Below are 21051 nucleotides of genomic sequence, written 5' to 3' on the forward strand. Positions count from 1 at the left end.
GCATGCACATCCTCGTGGTGCACAACCGCTACGCCTCGGCGCAGCCGAGCGGGGAGAACAAGGTCGTCGACCAGGAGGTGGCGCTGCTGCGCGGGGCCGGCCACCGGGTCGACGTGTTCGAGCGGCGCAGCGACGACATCGCCGCCCGGTCCCTGCCGGGCAAGGTCGCGGTGCCGCTGCTGGTGCCGTGGAACCCGGCCGTCCGTGCGGAGCTGGCCGCCCGGCTTCGCACCGAGCGGCCGGACGTGGTGCACATCCACAACGTCTTCCCGCTCCTGTCGCCGGCCGTGCTTGCCGCCTGCGCCGACGCCGGCGTGCCCGCCGTCGCCACGCTGCACAACTACACCCAGGTCTGCCCGCCCGGCACACTGCAGCGGGACGGCCGGCCGTGCACCGAGTGCGTCGGGTCCACGCCGCTGCCCGCCGTCCGGCACGGCTGCTACCGGAACTCCCGCCTTGCGACGGTGCCGCTCGCCGTCAGCCTGTCGGTCAACCGGCGCCGGTGGTGGTCCGGCGTGGAGCGGTTCTTCTGCATCTCCGCGGCGCAGCGCGCCGTCCTGGTGCGGGCCGGCATGCCGGCCGAGCGGCTGGCGGTGAAGCACAACTTCGTGCCCGACCCGGGCACTTGCCGAGTCGGTGCCGGTGAGCATCTGCTCTATCTCGGCCGGCTCGCGGAGGCCAAGGGCGTGCGGCTGCTCATGGCCGCGTGGGACGAGATCGCAGCGAGCGGCGGGGTGGGCGTGCCGCTCGTGATCGCCGGCGCGGGGCCACTGGAGCGAGAGGTGACCGCCTGGGCGGCGGGCCGGGACGACGTGCGGTACGTCGGGCTGTACGACGCGGCGGAGTGCCTGAAGGCCGTCGCGCGGTCGGTCGCCGTGGTGGCTCCCTCGACCTGGCTGGAGGCATTCGGCCTCGTGGTCGTGGAGGCGATGGCGGCCGGGGTCCCGACCGTCGCCGCCGGTCACGGCGCCTTCGTCGAACTCGTCGAGGACGGGGTGACCGGGCTGCTGCACCGGCCGGGCGAGCCCGCCTCGCTCGCGTCCTGCCTGCGCCGGATCACGGCCGAGCCGTACCGCAACCGGGAGATGGGACAGGCGGCCCGGCGCCGATACGAGCAGGGGTTCAGCCCGGCCGTCGGCCTTGAGCGCCTGGTGGAGGAGTACCGCACCGCGATCGCGGGTCGGACGGAATCAATGGGGGGGCAGTAGATGACACGATGCCGACTCTGCGGCTCGGCGACGCTGGCGAGCGTCGTCGATCTCGGGGCGACGCCACCGTGCGAGAGCTTTCTCGCCGCGGACGAACTGGATCAACCGGAGCCCGCGTACCCGCTGCATCTGCGGGTCTGCACCGACTGCTGGCTCGCGCAGATCCCGCCGCTGATCACGCCGGAGGAGACGTTCAAGGAGTACGCGTACTTCTCCTCGTTCTCAACGTCCTGGGTTGAGCACGCGCGCACGTTCGTCGCCGACGCCGTACAGCGCCTTGCTCTCGGCCCCGAAGCCTTCGTGGTCGAGGTCGCGAGCAACGACGGGTACCTGCTCAGGCACGTGGTGGACCGCGGGATCCGCTGCCTCGGCATCGAGCCCTCGGTGAACGTCGGCGCGGCGGCGCGGGACGCGGGCGTGCCCACGCTCACGGAGTTCCTGGACCCGGCCACCGGCGCCGACGTCCGCGCCGAGCACGGCCCGGCGGACCTGGTCGTGGCCAACAACGTGTACGCGCACATCCCCGACGTGGTCGGGTTCACCCGGGGGCTGCGCGCCCTGGTCGCCGACGACGGCTGGGTCTCCATCGAGGTGCAGCACCTGCTGACCCTGATCGAGGAGAACCAGTACGACACGATCTACCACGAGCACTTCCAGTACTACACGGTCGCGTCCGCGACCCGGGCGCTGGCGAGCGGCGGACTCGCGCTCGTGGACGTCGAGTTGCTGCCGACGCACGGCGGCTCCGTCCGGCTGTGGGCCCGGCCGGCCGAGGTGGCCGGCGAGCCGACCCGCCGGGTGGCCGACGTGCTGGCCCGGGAGAAGGCCGCGGGGCTGCAGGAGCTGTCCGGGTACACCGAGTTCTCCGCCCGGGTGGCCAAGGTGCGCCGAGATCTGCTGCGGTTCCTCATCGAGGCCGCCGAGCGCGGCGAGACGGTCGTCGGCTACGGCGCCCCGGGCAAGGGCAACACCCTGCTCAACCACTGCGGCATCCGGCCCGATCTGCTCGCGTACACGGTCGACCGCAACCCGTACAAGCACGGCCGGTTCACCCCGGGCACCCGCATCCCGATCCTGCCGCCCGAGCAGATAGCCGCCGACAAGCCGGACTACGTCCTCGTCCTCCCGTGGAACCTGCGGGCCGAGCTGGTCGAGCAGCTGTCCTTCGTGCACGACTGGGGCGGCCGGCTGGTCTTTCCCATCCCGGAACTGAGCATTGTCGAGGTCGCGTCTTGAAAGAGGTCACAGCATGAAGGTCGTTCTCTTCTGCGGCGGTTACGGGATGCGCATGCGCAGCGGTGCCGCGGACGACGTTCCCAAGCCGATGGCGATGGTCGGGCCGCGGCCGCTGATCTGGCACGTCATGCGCTACTACGCGCACTTCGGGCACACGGAGTTCATCCTGTGCCTCGGCTACGGGGCTCACCACATCAAGGACTTCTTCCTCAACTACGAGGAGACGACGTCCAACGACTTCGTGCTGCGGGGCGGGCGGACCGAGCTGCTGTCCACCGACATCGCCGACTGGACGATCACCTTCGCGCAGACCGGCATCGAGTCACCGATCGGGGAGCGGCTGCGCCGGGTGCGGCACCACCTGGACGGCGACGAGATGTTCCTCGCCAACTACGCCGACGTGCTCACCGACGCCCCGCTGCCGGAGATGATCGACCGGTTCGCCCGGCGCGACGCCGGTGCGTCGATGATGGTGGTGCCGCCGCAGTCCTCGTTCCACTGCGTGGAGCTGGGCGAGGACGGCCTGGTGGGCGGCATCACCGCGGTGAGCGAGCTGCCGTTGTGGGAGAACGGCGGCTACTTCGTGCTCCGCCAGGAGGTCTTCGACCACATACCGGCGAACGGCGACCTGGTCGCCGACGGATGCGCCCAACTGGCCAAGCGCGGCCGCCTGGTGGCGCATCAGCACCGCGGCTTCTGGAAGCCGACCGACACCGTGAAGGAGCGGGCCGCCCTTGACGAGGCCTACGCCCGGGGCGACCGTCCGTGGGCCGTGTGGGAACGGGACATCGTCGGAGCGAGGGCGTGATCCGGCTCGGGGCCGGGCGCCCGGACCGGATCGTCGCGGTGGGCGCGCACTGCGACGACATCGCCATCGGCGCAGGCGGCACGCTGCTGACGCTGTGCCTCGCGCGACCGGGCATCCGCGTGGACGCGCTGGTGCTCTCCGGCGGCGGCAGCGAACGGGAGCAGGAGGAGCAGGCCGCGCTCGCCGCCTTCTGCCCGGGCGCCGACCTGCGGCTCACCGTGCACAAGGTGCCGGACGGCCGGCTGCCCGCGCACTGGGAGGAGGCCAAGGCCGCGGTCGAGGAGCTGCGCGCGCAGACCGAGCCGGAGCTCGTACTGGCCCCGCGCACCGATGACGCGCACCAGGACCACCGCGGCCTGGCGCAGTTGATTCCCACCGCATTCCGCGACCACCTGGTCCTCGGCTACGAGATCGCCAAGTGGGACGGCGACCTCGACCGCCCGGTGGCGTACCAGCCGCTGTCGCCGGAGATCGCCGAACAGAAGGTACGGCTGCTGCAGGAGCACTACCCCTCGCAGCGGCACCGGCCCTGGTACGACCGGGAGGCATTCCTCGGTCTTGCCCGGATCCGCGGCATCGAATGCCACGCGCGCTACGCCGAGGCGTTCGCCGTCACCAAACTCACGCTCAACCTGGGGGGTTGAACCTTGCGCGTACTACTGACCGGACACCAGGGCTATCTGGGCACCGTGATGGCCCCGGTCCTCACGGCCGCCGGGCACGAGGTCGTCGGCCTTGACGCCGGCCTGTTCGCCGACTGCGTGCTGGGCGAGCCGCCCGCCGACCCCCCGGGGCATCGGGTGGACCTGCGCGACGTCACGGCCGAACACGTGGCGGGGGTGGACGCGGTGATCCATCTGGCCGCGCTGTCCAACGACCCGCTGGGATCGCTGGCGCCGGAACTCACCTACGACATCAACCACCACGCGTCCGTCCGCCTTGCCCGGCTGGCCCGCGACGCCGGAGTGCGACGCTTCCTGTACGCATCCACCTGCTCGGTCTACGGCGCCGCAGGCGGAGACGGCCTGGTCGCCGAGGACGCCCCGCTGCGCCCGGTGACGCCGTACGCGGAGTCGAAGGTGCGGGTGGAGGACGACCTGCACGCGCTGGCCGACGGCGACTTCACCCCGGTGTTCATGCGCAACGCCACCGCCTTCGGCTACTCACCCCGGCTGCGCGCCGACATCGTGCTGAACAACCTGGTGGGCCACGCGCTCCTGTCCGGCGAGGTGCTGGTGCTCTCCGACGGCACCCCCTGGCGCCCGCTGGTGCACGCCGCCGACATCGCACGGGCCTTCGCGGCCGCGCTGACCGCGCCGCGCGAGGCGGTGCACGACCGGGCGTTCAACATCGGCAGTGAGATCAACAACGTCACGGTCGCCGAGATCGCCGAGCAGGTCGCCGAGGCGGTGTCCGACTCCAAGGTGGTGATCACCGGGGAGACCGGTGCCGATCCGCGGTCGTACCGGGTGGACTTCTCCGCCTTCCGCTCGGCTGTCCCCGGCTTCGACTGCGAGTGGACGGTGAAACGGGGTGCACTCGAACTCGCCGACGCCTACAGGAAGTTCGGGCTGACCAGGGAGGACTTCGACCGACGCTTCACCCGGCTTGCCGTGCTGCGCGCGGCGTCCGACGCCGGCGCCGTCGACGACACCCTGCGGTGGCGCCGATGACCGACGCCGGCGAAGAGATGTATGCGCTGGTGGAGCGGCTGTACCCGCTGTGCCGGAGCATCACCGGCGACGGCGTGCGCGCCACCCTGGAGATCGTCGGCGAGTACGTCCCGCTGCAGGTGCACGAGGTGCCGACCGGGACTCAGGTGCTCGACTGGACGGTGCCGCAGGAGTGGAACATCCGGGACGCGTACATCGCCGACACCGCCGGCCACCGGGTCGTCGACTTCACCGCGTCCAGCCTGCACGTGCTCGGCTACAGCGTGCCGGTGTCGGCGACCATGCCGCTGGCCGAGCTGCGCGGGCACCTGCACACCCTGCCGGACCACCCGGGCTGGGTGCCGTACCGCACCAGCTACTACAAGCCGGAATGGGGGTTCTGCCTGGCTCAGGAGACCCTGGACGCGCTGCCGGACGGCGAGTACGAGGTGCGCATCGACTCCACACTCGCGGACGGCCACCTCACCTACGCCGAGCATGTGGTCCCCGGGCAGGTCTCCGACGAGGTGATCGTCTCCTGCCACGTCTGCCACCCGTCGCTGGCCAACGACAACCTGGCCGGCATCGCGGTGGCGACGTTCCTGGCGCGGGCGCTGGCCGAGCAAACGCCGTACTACACCTACCGGTTCATCTACGCGCCCGGCACCATCGGGGCGATCACCTGGCTGGCCCGCAACGCGGAGCGGGTGGACCGGGTCAAGCACGGCCTCGTGCTGGCCTGCGCCGGGGACCCGGGCCAGTTGACGTACAAGCAGAGCAGGCGCGGCGACGCGGAGATCGACCGGGTGATGCGGCACGTGCTGGCCGCATCCGAACGCCCGCACCACGTCACCGAGTTCACTCCGTACGGCTACGACGAGCGGCAGTTCTGCTCGCCCGGGTTCGATCTCGGCGTGGGCTCGCTCACCCGGACCCCGTACGCCGGCTACCCCGAGTACCACACCTCGGCGGACAACCTGGACTTCGTCTCCCCGCAGGCGATGGCGGACACCCTTGCAGTCTGCCGCGAGGCGTTCGCCGTCCTCGACCGCAACCGGCGGTACCTCAACCTCAGCCCCTACGGCGAACCACAGCTGGGCCGGCGTGGGTTGTACGACTCGCTCGGCGGCCGCAGCGACGCGAAGCAGGCCCAGATGGCCATGCTCTGGGTGCTCAACCTCTCCGACGGCGAGCACACTCTGCTGGACGTCGCCGAGCGGTCCGGGCTGCCGTTCGACACCGTCGCCGCCGCGGCCGGTGCTCTGCACGGCGCCGGGCTGATCAAGGCATGACGCCGATGACCACCGAGGAGGAGAATCCGCAGACAACGGCGCCACCGGCCGGCTCCGCCCGGCGGGCCCTCGTCGGCCGGCTGTCCTGGGGACTGGCCGACCAGGCGGCCTCCAGCATCAGCAACTTCGTGGTGGGCATCTACGTGGCCCGCTCGCTGGGGCTGACCGCGTTCGGGGTGTTCAGCCTCGCCTGGGTGACCTACGGCGTGGTGCTCAACGTCTCCCGCGGCCTTGCCACCGACCCGCTCGTGGTGCGCTTCAGCGGCGTGTCGGAGGCGTCCTGGCGCGGGGCAGTGGCCCGGTCGTCGGGTACCGCGCTCGGCGTCGGTGCAGCCATCGGCGCGGTGTGTCTGGTGGCCGGCCTTGCTCTCGGCGGCCGCGTGGGGCCCGCGTTCGCCTGCCTCGGCGTCATGCTGCCGGGGCTGCTGCTGCAGGACGCCTGGCGGTTCTCGTTCTTCGCCGCCGGCACCGGGCGGAAGGCGTTCGTCAACGACGTCGTGTGGGGCATCGCGCTCGTCCCGGCCATGGTCGTGGCGGCGCGCGTGGGCAGCGTGGCCGCGTTCGTGCTCGCCTGGGGGGCGTCGGCCGCGGTGGCCGCCGGGTACGGCTACCTCCAGTCCGGCATCCGGCCCCGGGTGACCGAGGCGCGTGGGTGGCTTCGCGAACAGCGCGATCTCGGCTACCGGTACCTGGTCGAGAACGTCAGCCTGAGCGGCGCGAGCCAGCTGCGGGCGTACGGGCTCGGCGCGATCGTCGGGGTCGGCGCGGTGGGTGCGGTGCGGGGCGCCGAGCTGCTGATGGGCCCCTTCCTCGCCGTCCTGATGGGGCTGTCTCTGGTCACCGTCCCGGAGGCGGCACGGGTGCTGCGGCAGGCCCCGCAGCGGCTCGGGAAGTTCTGCCTCCTCCTGGGCGGCGGGCAGGGCGCCGCCGCGCTGTTCTGGGGCGGGGCGCTGCTGCTGATGCCGGACCGGCTCGGCGAGCTCGTGCTCGGCGGAGTCTGGCACTCCGCCGCGCAGCTCATCGTGCCGATCACCCTCGGCGTCGCGGGCGCGGGCCTCGGCACCGGCGCGGCGGCCGGGCTGCGCGCGCTCGGCGCGGCCCGGCGCAGCCTGCGCTGCCAGCTGTTCGCCTCCGCCGGCTATGTCAGCGGCGGGCTCGGCGGGGCGGTCGTGGCCGGCACGGTCGGCTCGGCCTGGGGCGTCGCCGCCGCGACCGTCAGCGGCTCGGCCGTGTGGTGGCTGCAGCTGCGGTCCGCCCTGCGCGAGCGCCACCACCATCCCATCCCCGAAGTGAGGACCTCATGACCGCCCGACCCAGGCTGAGCATCGGCCTGCCCGTGTACAACGGCGAGGAGTACCTCGCCGAGTCCCTCGACGCCCTGCTCGGCCAGACCTACGAGGACTTCGAACTGGTCATCTCCGACAACGCCTCGACCGACGGAACCCAGGACATCTGCCGCAAGTACGCCGCGCAGGACTCACGCATCCGCTACCTCCGGCTGCCCCGGAACATCGGCGCCACGCCGAACCACAACCGCGTGTTCGCCGAGTCCCGCGGCGAGCTGTTCAAGTGGGCCTCGCACGACGACCTTTACGGCCGCGACCTGCTGCGGCGCTGCGTGGAGGCGCTGGACGAGCGGCCGGACGTGATCCTCGCGCACGCCGACCAGGCGGTCATCGACGGCACCGGCCAGGTGAAGGTCCCCTACGAGTACACGCTCGCCACCGACTCACCGCGCCCCCCGGACCGCTTCCGCAGCCTGCTGTTCGAGCCGGGCGGCGACGACTTCTACGGGGTGATGCGGGCCGACATGCTGCGCCGGGTGAAACCCCTGGACAGCTACCACCACGCGGACCGCACGTTCGTCGCCGAGATCACCCTGCACGGGCGCTTCCACCAGGTGCCGGAGCTGCTGTACTTCCGCCGCGACCACCCCACCCGCGCCGAGCGGGCGAACCCTTCCAAGCGCTCCCGGTGCGTCAACCTGGACCCGCGCCGGGCAGGCCCGCTGCACCCGACGCCCCGGCTGCTCGCCGAGTACGTCTGGGGCTTCGCCTCGGCGATCCGGCGGGCGCCGTTGTCCCCGGCCGACCGGCGCGCGTGCTACCGCCACCTGGCCGCGTGGATGACCAGCCGGGTCCGGCCGGGCGCCGGCGAGCGGGTCGAGGACCGCGCCCCGGTCGACCCGGCCCTGCTCACGGTCTCCGTCGACGCCCTCGTCGCCGGCCGTGAGGGACACATGGGAGGGCAGGCATGACGTCCGCGGACGAAACTCCGGTGCGCGTCGGGGTGTTCGGCCTGCTCGGCTCCGGCAACCTCGGCAACGACGGGTCGCTCGAAGCCGTGCTCGGGTACCTGCGCGCCGAGCACCCGGAGGCGGTCGTGGACGCCCTGTGCGGCGGGCCCGAGGCCGTGACGACCCGGTTCGGGATCCCCGCCACGCGGCTGCACTGGAACCGCGCGGAGTACCGGACCGCGTCACGTGCGGGCGCGATCGCGGCGAAGGGTCTGGGCAAACTCGTCGACGTCTTCCGCACCGCCGCCTGGGTGCGCCGGCACGACGTGGTGATCGTGCCGGGCATGGGCGTCCTGGAGGCCACACTGCCGCTGCGGCCGTGGGGCTTCCCGTACGCGCTGTTCCTGCTCTGCGCGAGCGGCCGGCTGCTGGGCACCCGGGTCGCGCTGGTCGGCGTCGGCGCCGCCGAGATCGGCAACCGGCCCACCCGGGCCCTGGTGCGCTGGTCGGCGCGGCTGGCCGCGTACCGGTCGTACCGGGACGCCCAGTCCCGCGACGCGATGCGGGCGATGGGCGTGGACACCACGCGCGACGAGGTCTACCCGGACCTCGCGTTCGCCCTGCCGACACCACCGGCGAGCACACCCTCGGGCTCGCCGGGCCCGGTCTGCGTCGGCGTCATGGACTTCCACGGCGGCAACGACGACCGCGCCCGGGCCGAGGAGATATACCGGCGCTACCTCGACGGGACGATCCGGTTCGTCCGCGCGCTGGTCGAGGAGGGCAGGCCGGTCCGGCTGCTCACCGGCGACGAGTGCGATGCGTCGGTGGTCGCCGCGATCCTCGACGCGGTGGACTCACCGCTGGTCACCGCTGCCGAGCCGGCCTCACTGGCCGACCTGATGAAGGAGATGGCAGTTGCCGACACCGTGGTGGCCGTCCGCTACCACAACCTGATCTGCGCGCTGAAGACCGGAACACCCGTGCTCGCCCTCTGCTACGCGGCGAAGAGCGACGCGCTCATGGACCGGATGGGCCTCGGCGCGTACTGCCACCCGGCACGCGAGGTCGACGCCGACCGGCTGCTCGAACAGTTCCGGGACCTGGAGAAGCACTCGGCCGAGCTGCGGCAGACCCTCACCGAGCGGAACCTGGCTGCCGCCCGGCGCCTGGAGCACCAGTTCACCGCCTTGACCACGACCCTGTTCCCGACGACCGGCCACGCCCACACGGTGCGGGAGGCTCCATGAAGGTGACCGAAGTCCCGGCGATCGCCGGCGCGTACCTGTTCGAGCCGACGCCGTACGCCGACGAGCGCGGCTTCTTCTGCCGCACCTTCGACGCCGACGTGGTCCGCTCGGTGGGCCTCGACCCGGACGCCTTCGTCCAGGACAGCGTGTCCCGCTCGGTCCGGGGTGTGCTGCGCGGCCTGCACCTGCGCTCCGGCTCGGGCGAGGCCAAGCTGGTGCGGTGCTCGTACGGGAGGATCTTCGACGTGGTCGTGGACCTGCGGCCGGACTCGCCGACCTACCTGGGCCGGGCCTTCTTCGAGCTGTCCGGCGAGACGCAGACGACCCTGTACATCCCGGCGGGGTGCGCACACGGCTTCCAGGCGCTGACCGAGACCGCCGACACCTCGTACCGGATCGACCGCCCGCACGATCCGGCCGAGGACGTGACGATCGCCTTCGACGACCCGGAGCTGGCCATTCCCTGGCCGCTGCCGGTCACCTCGATGTCCCAGCGGGACCGGGAGGCGCCGAGCCTCGCGGAGGTCCTGAAGCAAAAGGAGAGTTGAGGCCGGCGTGGACACCGAACACACCGACAGGAACGGCGAGTTCCTCCTGCCCCGGTCGCGGCTGGCGAACGAGCGGCTGCACGCCATGATCCCCGGGGGCGCGCACACCTACGCCAAGGGTGACGACCAGTACCCCGACAACCTGGCCCCGGTCATCAGCCACGGCCGCGGTGCCCACGTGTGGGACATCGACGGCAACCGCTACATCGAGTACGGCTCAGGGCTGCGGTCGGTCAGCCTCGGCCACGCCCACCCACGCGTGATCGAGGCGGTGCGGCGGGAACTCGACCGCGGCAGCAACTTCGTCCGGCCGTCCATCATGGAGGTCGAGGCCGCGGAACGCTTCCTGGCCACAGTGCCGACCGCCGAGATGGTGAAGTTCGCGAAGAACGGCTCCGACGCCACCACCGCCGCGGTGCGCCTCGCCCGCGCCGCCACCGGGCGCCCGCGGGTGGCCGTCTGCGCCGACCATCCGTTCTTCTCCGTCGACGACTGGTTCATCGGCACCACACCGATGTCCGCCGGCATTCCGGCGGCGACCACCGAGCTGACCGTGTCCTTCCCCTACGGCGACCTGTCCGCCACGGAGGAGCTGCTGACTCGCTATCAGGACGAGGTCGCCTGCCTGATCCTCGAACCCGCCACCCACACCGAGCCGCCGCCCGGGTACCTCGCCGGCCTGCGTGAACTGGCCGACCGGCACGGCTGCGTACTGGTCTTCGATGAGATGATCACCGGCTTCCGCTGGTCCGAGGCGGGCGCCCAGGGCCTGTACGGCGTCGTCCCCGACCTCTCCACGTTCGGCAAGGCGCTGGGCAACGGATTCGCCGTCTCCGCGCTGGCCGGGCGCCGCGATCTGATGGAGCGGGGCGGGCTGCGTCACTCCGGTGACCGGGTGTTCCTGCTCTCCACCACGCACGGTGCGGAAACACACTCCCTGGCAGCCGCCATGGCCGTGCAGACCACCTACGTCGAGGAGGGCATCACCGCACAACTGCACACCCTCGGCGAGCGGTTGGCCGCCGGCGTCCGTGAGGCCGCGGCCGGAATGGGCGTCGGCGACCACATCGTCGTCCGGGGCCGGGCCAGCAACCTGGTCTTCGCCACCCTCGACGAGAACCGGCAGCCGTCGCAGCAGTACCGCACCCTGTTCCTGCGCCGGCTCCTCGCGGGTGGGGTGCTGGCCCCGTCGTTCGTGGTGAGCAGCGCGCTCGACGACGCCGACATCGATCACACCGTCGACGTGGTGGCCCAGGCATGTGCGGTGTACCGGAAGGCACTGGACGCCGCCGACCCCACCCCCTGGTTGGCCGGACGACCCGTGAAGCCCGTATTCCGCCGCTTGGCTTGAAGTGAACTGAAGTGAAGTGAAGTGACGTGACGTCAGCGACGCCCCTGCCGAACGGCGTCGGCCATCCGATCGACCAGCCACGCTGTCGCTGGTATCACCGCCAGCGCGGTGCACCAACCGCCGAGGACGTCGGTCGGGTAGTGCGCGCCCAGGGCGACCTGCGCCCAGCCCATGGCGGCACCGGCAACCAGCGCCGCCGCGAGCACGAGTGACATGCCGGCCGTCCTGCCGAGGCCGAGCCGGCCCGTCGCGGGCAGCGCCACCACAAGGGCGAGCGCGGTGAGGAAGGCGGTGTGCCCGCTCGGGTAGGACAGGTTGCCGTCGCCGTGGATGGTGCGTCCCACCAGGTGCTTGAGCAGCGTCGCCGTCCCCACGGTCACGCCGAGTCCGGCAACGACGAGCACCGCCGCGCGAGGACGCCGAAGCAGCAGGCAGCCCGTCACGGCGGCCACGACCAGCGTTGCCGCTCCCACGGGCTCCCCCAAGAAGTCCATGGCCAGAGCGACATGCCGCCACGTCGGCCCCACGCCGTACACCGCCGCCCAGATCCGCGCATCCACCATGCCGGGCTTGCTGTCGTCGGCATACAGGACCCCGAGCACGACGACCACCAGCGCGGCGAGAGCCGCAATCAGCCCGAGGTGCGGCCCTTCATCCGACCGGTGGGCAGTCATGCATCAGCGCCTTCCTGCTTCCCCTGTTCCAGGCCCTCTTGACGACTGCCCGGCCTGCGTTCGGCGACCTTCTTGTACCCCGAGCACTTCTATCAGAGCGCCGCGTACCCCGTCCGGGAAACGACGTGCACGACACATCGGAGGCAGCAGGTTGTGTCCCCCGCGTGCAGCTGCCGGCAAAAAGGTTTCGCTCCGATGCAACCCGCCTCCGAGCCCGTTGGTATTAGAGGCGATACCGCACCTCATCCAGGGGGATTACATGTACGTGGACCGTTCGGCCGGTTGGACCGCCGGCCGTTTCGGCGCCGTTGTCGTGGCCTGTGCGGCCCTGTTCTCGGCCGTCGGTTGTTCGGCGGACGCGGGTACCGGCGTCAGGGTTGCCGGTGACGCGGCGGGGGCCAGGGCCTCCGCCGCGGCGGACGGGAAGGCCACGGGCAGGGACAACGACGGCGCGGGCAGGGCGTCCGGCGCACGCCCGGTTCCGTCGGTGCCGGAGCCCGCCGTGCTGGCGCAGGCGCGGGTGAACATACCCGACGGGCAGACGGTGGGTGTGGGCATGCCCATATCCGTCACCTTCTCCCGGCCGGTTCCCGCTGCCGAGCGCAAGGGTGTCGAGAACTGGCTGCGCGTACAGACCTCATCGGGCACGAAGGGGGCATGGAGCTGGGTGAAGGACAGCAGCCTCCTGGACGGACAGCGTGTCGACTTCCGCCCCAGCACCGCCTATTGGCAGTCCGGCACCAGGGTCACTCTCCGTCTGGGCTCGCACGGCGCCCGGCACTTCATCATCGGCCGGTCGCTGGTGGCCACGGTCGACGCGAAGACACACATGATGACCGTCCGCACCGGCGGTACGACGCGGCGCATCCCGGTCACCACCGGGGCGCCGGGGACGGACACCTGGAACGGGACGATGGTCGTCATGGACAAGCAGCGCAAGGTGCTCATGGACTCCCGCACCGTGGGCCTCGGGAACGAGTACCACGGCGACTACTTCTGGGCCGTGCACCTGACGACGTCGGGGACATACGTGCACCAGAACCCGCGGGCCGACACCGAGGCCGGACACCGTAACGTCACCCACGGCTGTGTCGGCCTCGCCTCCGACGGCACCGCCCGGCGCTTCTACGACCAGGTGCGGGTCGGCGACGTCATCACGGTCACCGGGGCGGACAAGGACACCGTGGCCGCCGGTAACGGCTACGGCGACTGGAACCTGACCTGGAAGCAGTGGCTCGCGCACAGCGAGGCCGGCGCGACCACGACCGCATGACCCCCATCGCACCGGCCCCGCGCCGCACGCGCCCCGCGCCGTGAGAAGAGAGCACGACAAGGTGACCGAGGACGAGTTCGACCTCTTCTACACGGCTGCCTGCCCGCGTCTGGTCGGTCAGCTGTACGCCCTGACGGGCGACTACGCCGAAGCCCAGGACGTGGTCCAGGAGGCGTTCGCACGCGCCTGGGAGCGGCGTTCGTCCGTGCTGACCGGCGATCGGGATCCCGAGGCGTGGATCCGCACGGTGGCACACCGTCTGGCGATGAGCCGCTGGCGGCGGGCGCGCCGCTGGTGGGAGCTGGTCCGGGGCGAGTCCGTGCCGCGGCCGGTACCCGAACCGAATCCGGACCACGTGGCATTGGTCGCCGCTCTGCGGCTCCTGCCGGAGGCCCAGCGGACCGCGATCGTGCTGCATCACCTGTGCGATCTGAGCGTGGAGCAGATAGCCGCCGAGACCGGTGCAGCCGTCGGCACCATCAAGGCACGCCTGTCACGCGGCCGTTCGGCACTCGCCGCTCACCTGGTGAGCGAGGACAACCACTCCACGGAGGAAGCCTGTGTCTGACCAGCCGCCACCGCATCCCCTGACCGAGGCGGAGCTGTCGGCCCGGCTCCGTGACCTGGCCGCGCAGGGCGCGGCACCGGCCACGGGGGCACAGGCGAGGAGTCGGGCGCAACGACGCCGCCGGGGCCAGCGCGTTGTGCTCTGCTCCGGCGCGCTGGCGGCGGTGGCCCTCACCGCCGTCACCTCCGCCGCCCTCGGCTCCGCCACCGGGGCGGCCGTACCTCCCGCGGCGTCCGTGTCCCACACCCCCGCACCGACACCGTCCCCGGTGCCCGTCCAGCGGGTGACGATCGACCTGGATGCCCACACACTGACCATCAGGGGCAGGAAGTTCCCCATCAGCGGGGCGCAGGAGAACTGCCCGATCGGCGAGAGCGCGGTGACGGTCACCGCCAAGTACCCCACCCTGACCATGCCCCCCAACAAGTACAGCAAGTTGACCAAATCTGTGGACGTCAGGCAGTGGGTTGTCACCTTCACCGACCGCCGTCACCACGAGCGGCTGCTGATGTGGGCGCTGGACCCCTCCGCCGGTCTCAACAGCATCGGCCATAACGCCCCTCCCGGCTCCATCGCCCTGGCGCCCGAGGCCGGGAAATGGGTGTACGACGCCATCAGGCCCGGCGCACGAGTGGAGATCAAGGGCCGGCAGGCCGCGAGCGCGGACCCGGATTCCGTGTGCTACGACCGCAGGCCGGTCACCGGCGACCACTGATGCCGAACCGGCAGCTCATGTGTGATGGCCGATGCAGCGCGCTTGGCTCTCCTTTTCCCAAGGCCCCCATCTCTGAAAGTTTCGAACCCCGATGACCGAAACAGCTGCCACGACACCCGAGAACACCTTCTCTCCGGGAGGCCGGCGCCGGCACCGCAGGCCCAGACGGAACGGCGCGGGAACCGAGTTTCGCCGGGCTCTTGTCCTCGCCTTGGCCGTGCCCGCGGCGTCCGGCGCTCTGGCGGGTCCGTCCGCCTTCGCGGCACAAGAGGGTGTCGGTACGACGACCAAGACCCACGACCTGGACGCCGACGACCAGCAGATGGCCAAGAACCTGAAGACCCGGATACTCGATCAGCGGCTGGGCTCGAAGGTGAGCGGCGTGGTCCTCGACGCCGACTCGAACACCACCGTCTGGGGCCACCACGCCTCCACCGCGCTGATGCCGGCGTCCAACGCCAAGCTCGCCACTTCGACCGCCGCCCTGACCGTACTCGGCCCGCAGCACCGGTTCACCACGAAGGTCGTCTACGGCCACGGCACCCTGACGCTCGTCGGTGGCGGCGACCGCACCCTGACCACCGCCGGCCTCGCCGAGTTGGCGAAGACCGCGAGCGCCGGACTCAAGGCCGCGGGCCGGACCACCGTGAAGGTCACCGTCGACGACAGCCTGTTCCCGGAGCCGACCCTGGCCAAGGGCTGGAACGACGGCTACTACCCCGACACCGTCGCCCCGGTCCGCGCGCTGGTCGTCGACGGGCGCGGCGTCCAGGACACCTCCATCGACGCCGGGCAGGTCTTCGTGAAGCAACTCGCCGCGCACGGCGTCACGGTCACCGGCGACGTCACCCGCGCCACCGCACGCCCGACGGACGTTCCGGTGGCCCAGCACAAGTCGGCGCCGCTGTCGAACATCGTCCACACGATGCTCAAGCACAGCGACAACGACATCGCCGAGACCCTGCTGCGGATGACCGCCCTGGGCGCCGGCCGCCCGGCCACCTTCGAGGGCGGCACTGAGGTCGTGCGCCACGTGCTGAGCAGGGTGTACGGGGTTTCGCTCCACAACTTCAAGCTCTACGACGGCAGCGGCCTGTCCCGGGCCGACCGCATCCCGGCCGCCACCCTCGCCCAGATCCTCGAACTGCCGGCGCAGCCCCGCCACGCGCACACCCTCGGCTCCGTTCTCGACGGCCTGCCCGTCTCCGGCGAGGCCGGCAGCACGCTCGGCCCGGAGTACGGCCGCTTCGACGACGCCAACTCCACGTGCGCGGTGGGCAAGGTACACGCGAAGACCGGCACCCTCACCGGCGCCATCGCACTGAGCGGTCTGACTCAGGGCAAGGACGGCAAGTGGAAGGTGTTCTCCTTCGTCGAGAACGGCGCCACGGCCGACCCGAACGCCATCAAGGACGCCATGGACGACCTCGCGGCGACCGTCAACGGCTGCTACCAGTAAGGGATTCCCCGTTGCATGGTCTCCCGCTTCAGCATCCTGTCCGAGGACTTCGCCGCCCAGGTGACCGGCGCCGAGCACACCGCCAAGCGAAAGATCGTCGTGCGTGGCTTCACCGGGCAGGCCCTGCAGGACCAGATACGGGCCGTCCACGCCAACGCCGCCGAACTCACCACACCCTTTCTTCCCCGGGGACGGCTGGACCTCGTCAACGACTTCGGCAAACCCCTGGCCGTCCGCGTGACGCTCGACGTTCTCGCCTGGACAAGAAGGACTGGCAGCAGGTCACCGCCTGGCACAGTGGGGTCGCCGAGTTCATCACCAGCGTCGTCCTCACCCCCGAACGCCGACGGCACTGCATGGACTGCGCCGGGCAACTGGAGGCCTACCTCGTTCCCGTCGTACAAGAGCGCCGCCGTCACCCCGGCGGGGACCTGATATCCAGGCTGTGCACCGCCGAGTTCGACGGCATCGCCATGAGCGACCGCGAGGTGACCGCGCTGATCATCAATGTCCTGGCCGCCGCCACCGCGCCCGCCGACAAGACCCTCGCCCTCCTCTTCAAGCACCTGATCGACCACCCCGAGCAGATGGCGCAGGTCCGCCAGGACCCGACCCTGCTCCCCGCCGCGATCGCCGAGACACTGCGCTACACCCCACGGGTCCACAGCCGAGGTCAGTGGTGGCGGCCAAACTTGGTCCATGACCCTTGATCCTGCCGTTCCGGCACCGCTGCCGCAGGTCCCGTCGGGATCAGCGATCAACCCGATGGTGCTGGACCGGCCGATGCTCCTGCCCGTCCTGGACACCAACGCCCTCCTGGTCGAAGCCTGTTCACTGGGCGCTGGTGGGCCGGAGTTCTCGGCGCGGTCGCGGCCGCAGATCTGGGGGCGTGAAGGGCAGGCCAGGGCTCGGACAGCTTTCACGCCCCCCAAGGGCACGGGCGCAGGGGTAGGGCGCCCGGGTGAATCCCTTGTGCGGCTCGACGAGTCTGTGCGGTCTCTCGTCGTCGCGCTCTATGAATCTGTCATGCGGAATCCGGTCGCGGTATCTGTCAGCCGACTGCACGGCGACGGCCGTCGGCCGACAGGCGGCATGCTCGTCAGCGTGCCGCCAAGGCAGATTCGGCTTTCAGCTCTGCACGCCGGCACCTGACAGGGTGCCTTCGAGCACGTCGCGGAGTTGTGAACGGGCGGTGATGCCCAGCTTGGGGAAGACCCGGTAGAGGTGGGAGCCGACCGTGCGCGGTGAGAGGAACAGTTTCTCCCCGATCTCGCGGTTCGTCAGACCGCGGGCCGCCAGTTGGACGATCTGCTGCTGCTGGGGGCTGAGTTCGGTGAAGGCGCTGGGCACGACGTCGGTCGCCTCGATTCCGGCGGCGCGCAGTTCTGCCTGTGCCCGCTCGATCCACGGCCGTGCGCCGAGGCGCTGGAAGGTTTCCAGGGCGGCGCTCAGCAGTGGACGTGCCTCGGCGATACGGCGCTGGCGGCGGAGCCATTCCCCGTAGTCGAGCCGGGTCTGTGCCCGTTCGAACGGCCACTGCTCACCCGCGGGCTGTGCGAGCGCCGCCTGGAAGAACGGCTCCGCGTGCTCGGGATCCGCGAGGAGGGCGCGGCCTCGGTCGATCAAGGCGGCCACCCGTGCCGACATGCCCGTACCGAGGCGTCGCGCCGCCTGTTCCAGCAGTTCGGCGGCGTGCTCCTGCTGTCCTCGGCGAACGGCCGCGGCCGCGAGGTCGGCCAGGACGGTGTAGGAGACGTGGTAGTGGACCGGATCGCCGTCGTCGGTGAACGCGGAGCGGAACTGTGTGTACGCGGTGTCGTAGTCGCCCTCGGCCACGGCCGCCATCCCCAGGGCACGACGGGCGAAGACCGCGACGGAGCGGCTCTCCAGAGGATCGACGAGAGACAGGGCTCGCTCGGCGAGCCGGCGTGCGGTGGCCGGGTCGCCGAGCAGGCCTACCACCGTGGCGTCGAGTGCCTGGGCACAGGCCTCGGCATGGTCGAGTCCGGCCGCCGATGCCATGGCCGCGATGTCGGCCGCCACCGAGCGGGCCTCGGGCCATCGGCCCTGCTCCAGGCGGGTCCAGCCGGCCGCGCATCCCAGTCCGTCCGGGAGCGGGCCGTGGGCCTGCCACTGGTCGAACGCCTCGTCGAAGGTCCTGGCGGCGAGGGCGGTCTGGTCGAGCAGCCAGGCGACGATGGCCAGCGCGGTCAGGCGCCGGGCGTCGCCCTTGGCCTCGGCGATGAGCCCGGGCAGCACCGGTGCGAGGGACGCTCCTGCGCCGCTGGGGTCGGAGACAGCCAGTACCCAGGCGTGCAGCGCGGCTGCGGCGGCATCGTCGGGCGTGCAGGAGAGCAGACTCTGGATCTGTCGCTGCTGGGACTCCTCGCCCGAGTAGTAGCGGACCACCGCCGCTGCGGCCAGCGCGTCGAGTACGAGGGGTGACCGGGCGTTCGCCGCCTCATCGGCGACACGCATGAGCAGGGCGAAGGCCGCTGTGTGGTGGGGGCTCAGGGACATGAGCTGGCCGGTGGCCAGCGCGGCTTTGCCCAGCAGTGCCGGGTCGTCGGTGCTCTCGCGGACTGCGGCGGCCAGGTGTTCCACCCAGCCGAGTTGGCCGGTGAAGACGGCGGTGGTAGCGGCTTCGGTCAGCAGGCGCGCCCGGTCCTCGCGACGCGGGCTGAGCTCTGCGGCGCGCTCCTGGGCGGCGGCAGCGGCCGCGAAGCCACCTCGGCGCCGGGCCCGGTCGGCCGTCTGCTGCAAGGCGGTCGAAACCTCCTGGTCGGGGCGCACCGTCGCGGCGGCGAGGTGCCAGGCGCGACGGTCGGGCTCCTCGCGCAGCAACTCCGCGAGAGCGAGGTGCGCCCTGCGGCGTTCCTCGAACGACGCGGCATGGTAGACGGCGGAGCGGACGAGCGGGTGGCGGAGGGAGATCCTGGCTCCGTCCTGGCGTACGAGGCCGGCCCGATCAGCGGGCTCCCATGCTTTGTCGTCCGCCTCGGGGAGTCCCATGGCGGCTGCCTGCGCGTCCGCCGCATCGGCGGTCGCAAGGAGCAGCAGGATGCGGCGGGTCTGTTCCGGCAGGTCCGCCGCATGGCCCGCGAAGATCCGCTCCAGCCGGTCGGTGACCGGCAGCGGGCCCTCCACGCTACTGCCCTCGGGGTGCCGGATCGCGGTGGCGTGGGCGAGTTCCACCAGAGCCAGTGGGTTGCCGGCCGCCTCCTCAAGGATCCGCACGCGGGTTCGGCCGGTGGGTGGCATGGGCTGCCGGTCGAGCAGCCGGTTGGCCGCCTCACCGTCCAGCGGGCCGAGCTCAAGGCGCTCGTACTCCTTGTCGAAGCCGGGAAGCGCGGCCGCGGTGCGGACTCCGACCAGCAGCGTCACGGGCTCGCTGTCCATGCGTCGCGCCACGAAGGAGAGAACGTCCAGTGATCCGCGATCGATCCACTGGGCGTCGTCGACCACCACCAGCAGCGGTGTCGTTTCCGCCAGGTCCGACAACAAGGTCAGAACCGCCAGGCCGACGACCATCGCGTCGGGGGCCTCGGCACACTCGTCGAGCCCCAGGACGGCACGGAGCGCGGCGCGCTGCCGCGACGGCAGGCCCTCCGCCTCACCGAGCACCGGGCGCAGCATCTGATGAAGACCCGCGAATCCAAGGTGCGCCTCGGATTCGCTCCCCACCGCTCGCAGCACTCGGCCGCCTGCCCTCTGCGCGCGATCGGCCGCGATGTCGAGCAGGGTGCTCTTTCCGGCACCGGGGTCACCCGTGACGACCAGCACGTCACTGCGGGACCGATCAGCGCCGACACGTCGGATGATTTCCGATGTCTCGGTTTCTCGGCCCACCAGCGTCAGACCAGAATTTGGCACCGAGCGCTGGTCCCCACGAGCCCTTCCATCGTTTTCCACGGATGCTCCAGGGAATTTGAGATACCCCCCGATACTAACGTGGGAGAACCGAGGCAGCGCCCGCGGGAGTGGCCTCGAACCTGCTCAAAGCGCATCCGAGCGCAGTCGTCGTCCGAGATATTCCGGCCCTGGCATCTATGGAGTTCTCCCGGAGGGCGGGTTTCGCCGGCGGAGTCGCGCGCCGCACGGCCATCGTGGCGAGGAGACCGCCGGCCTCCGCATGCGGCGACCCGTACGTCTCCGCACCGTCACGGCATCGGGACGCCACGGCGGGACAACCGGTCGGCAGGCGCAAACGCCCCATCCCGCGGCCGACCGGCACCGCTGCAGTCACGTGACGCATACCCCCGGCTGTTCGTCCGGCCACAGAATCGTGAAGCGGGCACGGCCGCGCCTTTCCGGGTCGGCGGGCAGGCACGGTCGTGCGTCGCCGGTGGCGTCCTGCCATCACAGACGGGGATCGCGTAAGCCGTACATCTCGACCGGAAGGCGCTGTCATGGCCACTGGATGCTCGTGGCTGGTCGGACTCGGGTTCCGTACACCGTGCGGTCGGCTCGTACGCCACTTCTATGTCGTCGACGGCATGGCCGATCCGGAGCAGGCCCACGAGGCTGCTCTTGAGCGGGCGAACGACCCGAGCGAACGCGCGGTGCGCGGAAGCCTGCGCCTCGACGACGGCTGTGTCGAGATGCATCGAATGTCGCGTGACCTTCTGGGTAGCTGGCGGCTGTCCGTCCCAAGTCCGTGCACTGTGTAGCCCCTTGGAACCGTAAGCCATCGTCAACAGGTGCAGGCCTGTCAGGCGCTGCGCGGTCGCCGACGCCGGCGACGGACCCTGTGTCTCGTTTCTCCGTCCAGGCCACCGTGA

The 21051-nt window shown here is 71.3% G+C and carries 20 protein-coding genes; 18 read left to right on the top strand and 2 right to left on the bottom strand.

Annotated features, from left to right (window positions below; translation table 11 throughout):
• Positions 1 to 2 precede the first annotated feature (2 nt).
• Genes ACFYZZ_RS20705 through ACFYZZ_RS20755 form a run of 11 tightly spaced genes read left to right on the top strand, consistent with a single transcriptional unit; the run spans position 3 to position 11581 of the window.
• Positions 3 to 1208 carry a glycosyltransferase gene (locus ACFYZZ_RS20705; RefSeq protein ID WP_389177758.1) on the top strand — a complete coding sequence of 402 codons (1206 nt, stop codon included), beginning with the start codon at positions 3 to 5 and terminating at the stop codon, positions 1206 to 1208.
• A complete protein-coding gene (locus ACFYZZ_RS20710; RefSeq protein WP_389177761.1) occupies positions 1209 to 2444 on the top strand; it encodes a class I SAM-dependent methyltransferase in 1236 nt (411 codons plus the stop codon). It begins immediately after the preceding gene.
• Positions 2445 to 2457: 13 nt separating this feature from the next.
• Entirely contained in the window at positions 2458 to 3252 is a 795-nt protein-coding gene (locus ACFYZZ_RS20715; RefSeq protein WP_389177764.1) for a glucose-1-phosphate cytidylyltransferase, read from the top strand.
• A complete protein-coding gene (locus ACFYZZ_RS20720) occupies positions 3249 to 3896 on the top strand; it encodes a PIG-L deacetylase family protein (RefSeq protein WP_389177767.1) in 648 nt (215 codons plus the stop codon). Before ACFYZZ_RS20715 ends, ACFYZZ_RS20720 begins: the two co-directional genes overlap by 4 nt.
• A 3-nt stretch (positions 3897 to 3899) precedes the next feature.
• Positions 3900 to 4925: an NAD-dependent epimerase/dehydratase family protein gene (locus ACFYZZ_RS20725; RefSeq protein WP_389177771.1), complete on the top strand. Its 1026-nt coding sequence runs from the start codon at positions 3900 to 3902 to the stop codon at positions 4923 to 4925.
• Entirely contained in the window at positions 4913 to 6196 is a 1284-nt protein-coding gene (locus ACFYZZ_RS20730) for a DUF4910 domain-containing protein (protein ID WP_389177774.1), read from the top strand. The genes ACFYZZ_RS20725 and ACFYZZ_RS20730 overlap by 13 nt, the downstream gene beginning before the upstream one ends.
• Positions 6193 to 7500, top strand: a complete 1308-nt coding sequence (locus ACFYZZ_RS20735) for a hypothetical protein (RefSeq protein ID WP_389177777.1) — start codon at positions 6193 to 6195, stop codon at positions 7498 to 7500. The genes ACFYZZ_RS20730 and ACFYZZ_RS20735 overlap by 4 nt, the downstream gene beginning before the upstream one ends.
• Positions 7497 to 8453 (top strand): glycosyltransferase family 2 protein, encoded by a 957-nt coding sequence (locus ACFYZZ_RS20740; RefSeq protein WP_389177780.1) that lies wholly within the window; start codon positions 7497 to 7499, stop codon positions 8451 to 8453. Before ACFYZZ_RS20735 ends, ACFYZZ_RS20740 begins: the two co-directional genes overlap by 4 nt.
• Positions 8450 to 9682: a polysaccharide pyruvyl transferase family protein gene (locus ACFYZZ_RS20745; RefSeq protein ID WP_389177783.1), complete on the top strand. Its 1233-nt coding sequence runs from the start codon at positions 8450 to 8452 to the stop codon at positions 9680 to 9682. Before ACFYZZ_RS20740 ends, ACFYZZ_RS20745 begins: the two co-directional genes overlap by 4 nt.
• Complete coding sequence (gene rfbC / locus ACFYZZ_RS20750) at positions 9679 to 10230, top strand: dTDP-4-dehydrorhamnose 3,5-epimerase (RefSeq protein WP_389177786.1); 552 nt, start codon at positions 9679 to 9681, stop codon at positions 10228 to 10230. The genes ACFYZZ_RS20745 and rfbC overlap by 4 nt, the downstream gene beginning before the upstream one ends.
• 7 nt (positions 10231 to 10237) lie before the next feature.
• On the top strand, positions 10238 to 11581 hold the full coding sequence (locus tag ACFYZZ_RS20755) for a glutamate-1-semialdehyde 2,1-aminomutase (protein WP_389177788.1): 1344 nt from the start codon (positions 10238 to 10240) through the stop codon (positions 11579 to 11581).
• Positions 11582 to 11613: 32 nt separating this feature from the next.
• On the opposite strand, the gene ACFYZZ_RS20760 is transcribed toward ACFYZZ_RS20755, so the two are convergent.
• On the bottom strand, positions 11614 to 12255 hold the full coding sequence (locus ACFYZZ_RS20760) for a phosphatase PAP2 family protein (RefSeq protein WP_389177791.1): 642 nt from the start codon (positions 12253 to 12255) through the stop codon (positions 11614 to 11616).
• Positions 12256 to 12514: 259 nt separating this feature from the next.
• Between ACFYZZ_RS20760 and ACFYZZ_RS20765 the strand changes: the two genes are divergently transcribed.
• From ACFYZZ_RS20765 to ACFYZZ_RS20795, 7 genes are all read left to right on the top strand, one after another.
• Positions 12515 to 13528 carry a L,D-transpeptidase gene (locus ACFYZZ_RS20765; RefSeq protein WP_389177794.1) on the top strand — a complete coding sequence of 338 codons (1014 nt, stop codon included), beginning with the start codon at positions 12515 to 12517 and terminating at the stop codon, positions 13526 to 13528.
• Between the two features lie 61 nt (positions 13529 to 13589).
• Positions 13590 to 14096, top strand: a complete 507-nt coding sequence (locus ACFYZZ_RS20770; protein WP_389177797.1) for a SigE family RNA polymerase sigma factor — start codon at positions 13590 to 13592, stop codon at positions 14094 to 14096.
• Positions 14089 to 14811, top strand: coding sequence for a L,D-transpeptidase (locus ACFYZZ_RS20775; RefSeq protein WP_389177800.1), 723 nt, complete (start codon positions 14089 to 14091; stop codon positions 14809 to 14811). Before ACFYZZ_RS20770 ends, ACFYZZ_RS20775 begins: the two co-directional genes overlap by 8 nt.
• Before the next feature lie 91 nt (positions 14812 to 14902).
• Entirely contained in the window at positions 14903 to 16270 is a 1368-nt protein-coding gene (dacB, locus tag ACFYZZ_RS20780; RefSeq protein WP_389177803.1) for a D-alanyl-D-alanine carboxypeptidase/D-alanyl-D-alanine-endopeptidase, read from the top strand.
• A 15-nt stretch (positions 16271 to 16285) separates the two neighbouring features.
• Positions 16286 to 16705 carry a hypothetical protein gene (locus tag ACFYZZ_RS20785; protein WP_389178277.1) on the top strand — a complete coding sequence of 140 codons (420 nt, stop codon included), beginning with the start codon at positions 16286 to 16288 and terminating at the stop codon, positions 16703 to 16705.
• Positions 16627 to 16980, top strand: coding sequence for a cytochrome P450 (locus tag ACFYZZ_RS20790; RefSeq protein WP_389177806.1), 354 nt, complete (start codon positions 16627 to 16629; stop codon positions 16978 to 16980). The genes ACFYZZ_RS20785 and ACFYZZ_RS20790 overlap by 79 nt, the downstream gene beginning before the upstream one ends.
• A complete protein-coding gene (locus ACFYZZ_RS20795) occupies positions 16970 to 17422 on the top strand; it encodes a hypothetical protein (RefSeq protein ID WP_389177809.1) in 453 nt (150 codons plus the stop codon). The genes ACFYZZ_RS20790 and ACFYZZ_RS20795 overlap by 11 nt, the downstream gene beginning before the upstream one ends.
• Here ACFYZZ_RS20795 and ACFYZZ_RS20800 read toward each other — a convergent pair.
• Positions 17399 to 20182, bottom strand: coding sequence for an AAA family ATPase (locus tag ACFYZZ_RS20800; protein ID WP_389177812.1), 2784 nt, complete (start codon positions 20180 to 20182; stop codon positions 17399 to 17401). The two genes, ACFYZZ_RS20795 and ACFYZZ_RS20800, sit on opposite strands and share 24 nt — an antisense overlap.
• Between the last annotated feature and the right edge of the window lie 869 nt (positions 20183 to 21051).

This window comes from Streptomyces sp. NPDC001816 (assembly GCF_042892235.1).
Lineage (GTDB): Bacteria > Actinomycetota > Actinomycetes > Streptomycetales > Streptomycetaceae > Streptomyces.

Coding starts and splice junctions, on each gene's coding strand:
- ACFYZZ_RS20705 (WP_389177758.1), top strand. CDS start 3: ATGCACATCCTCGTGGTGCACAACCGCTACGCCTCGGCGCAGCCGAGC.
- ACFYZZ_RS20710 (WP_389177761.1), top strand. CDS start 1,209: ATGACACGATGCCGACTCTGCGGCTCGGCGACGCTGGCGAGCGTCGTC.
- ACFYZZ_RS20715 (WP_389177764.1), top strand. CDS start 2,458: ATGAAGGTCGTTCTCTTCTGCGGCGGTTACGGGATGCGCATGCGCAGC.
- ACFYZZ_RS20735 (WP_389177777.1), top strand. CDS start 6,193: ATGACGCCGATGACCACCGAGGAGGAGAATCCGCAGACAACGGCGCCA.
- ACFYZZ_RS20740 (WP_389177780.1), top strand. CDS start 7,497: ATGACCGCCCGACCCAGGCTGAGCATCGGCCTGCCCGTGTACAACGGC.
- ACFYZZ_RS20745 (WP_389177783.1), top strand. CDS start 8,450: ATGACGTCCGCGGACGAAACTCCGGTGCGCGTCGGGGTGTTCGGCCTG.
- rfbC (WP_389177786.1), top strand. CDS start 9,679: ATGAAGGTGACCGAAGTCCCGGCGATCGCCGGCGCGTACCTGTTCGAG.
- ACFYZZ_RS20760 (WP_389177791.1), bottom strand. CDS start 12,255: ATGACTGCCCACCGGTCGGATGAAGGGCCGCACCTCGGGCTGATTGCG.
- ACFYZZ_RS20765 (WP_389177794.1), top strand. CDS start 12,515: ATGTACGTGGACCGTTCGGCCGGTTGGACCGCCGGCCGTTTCGGCGCC.
- dacB (WP_389177803.1), top strand. CDS start 14,903: ATGACCGAAACAGCTGCCACGACACCCGAGAACACCTTCTCTCCGGGA.
- ACFYZZ_RS20785 (WP_389178277.1), top strand. CDS start 16,286: ATGGTCTCCCGCTTCAGCATCCTGTCCGAGGACTTCGCCGCCCAGGTG.
- ACFYZZ_RS20790 (WP_389177806.1), top strand. CDS start 16,627: ATGGACTGCGCCGGGCAACTGGAGGCCTACCTCGTTCCCGTCGTACAA.
- ACFYZZ_RS20795 (WP_389177809.1), top strand. CDS start 16,970: ATGACCCTTGATCCTGCCGTTCCGGCACCGCTGCCGCAGGTCCCGTCG.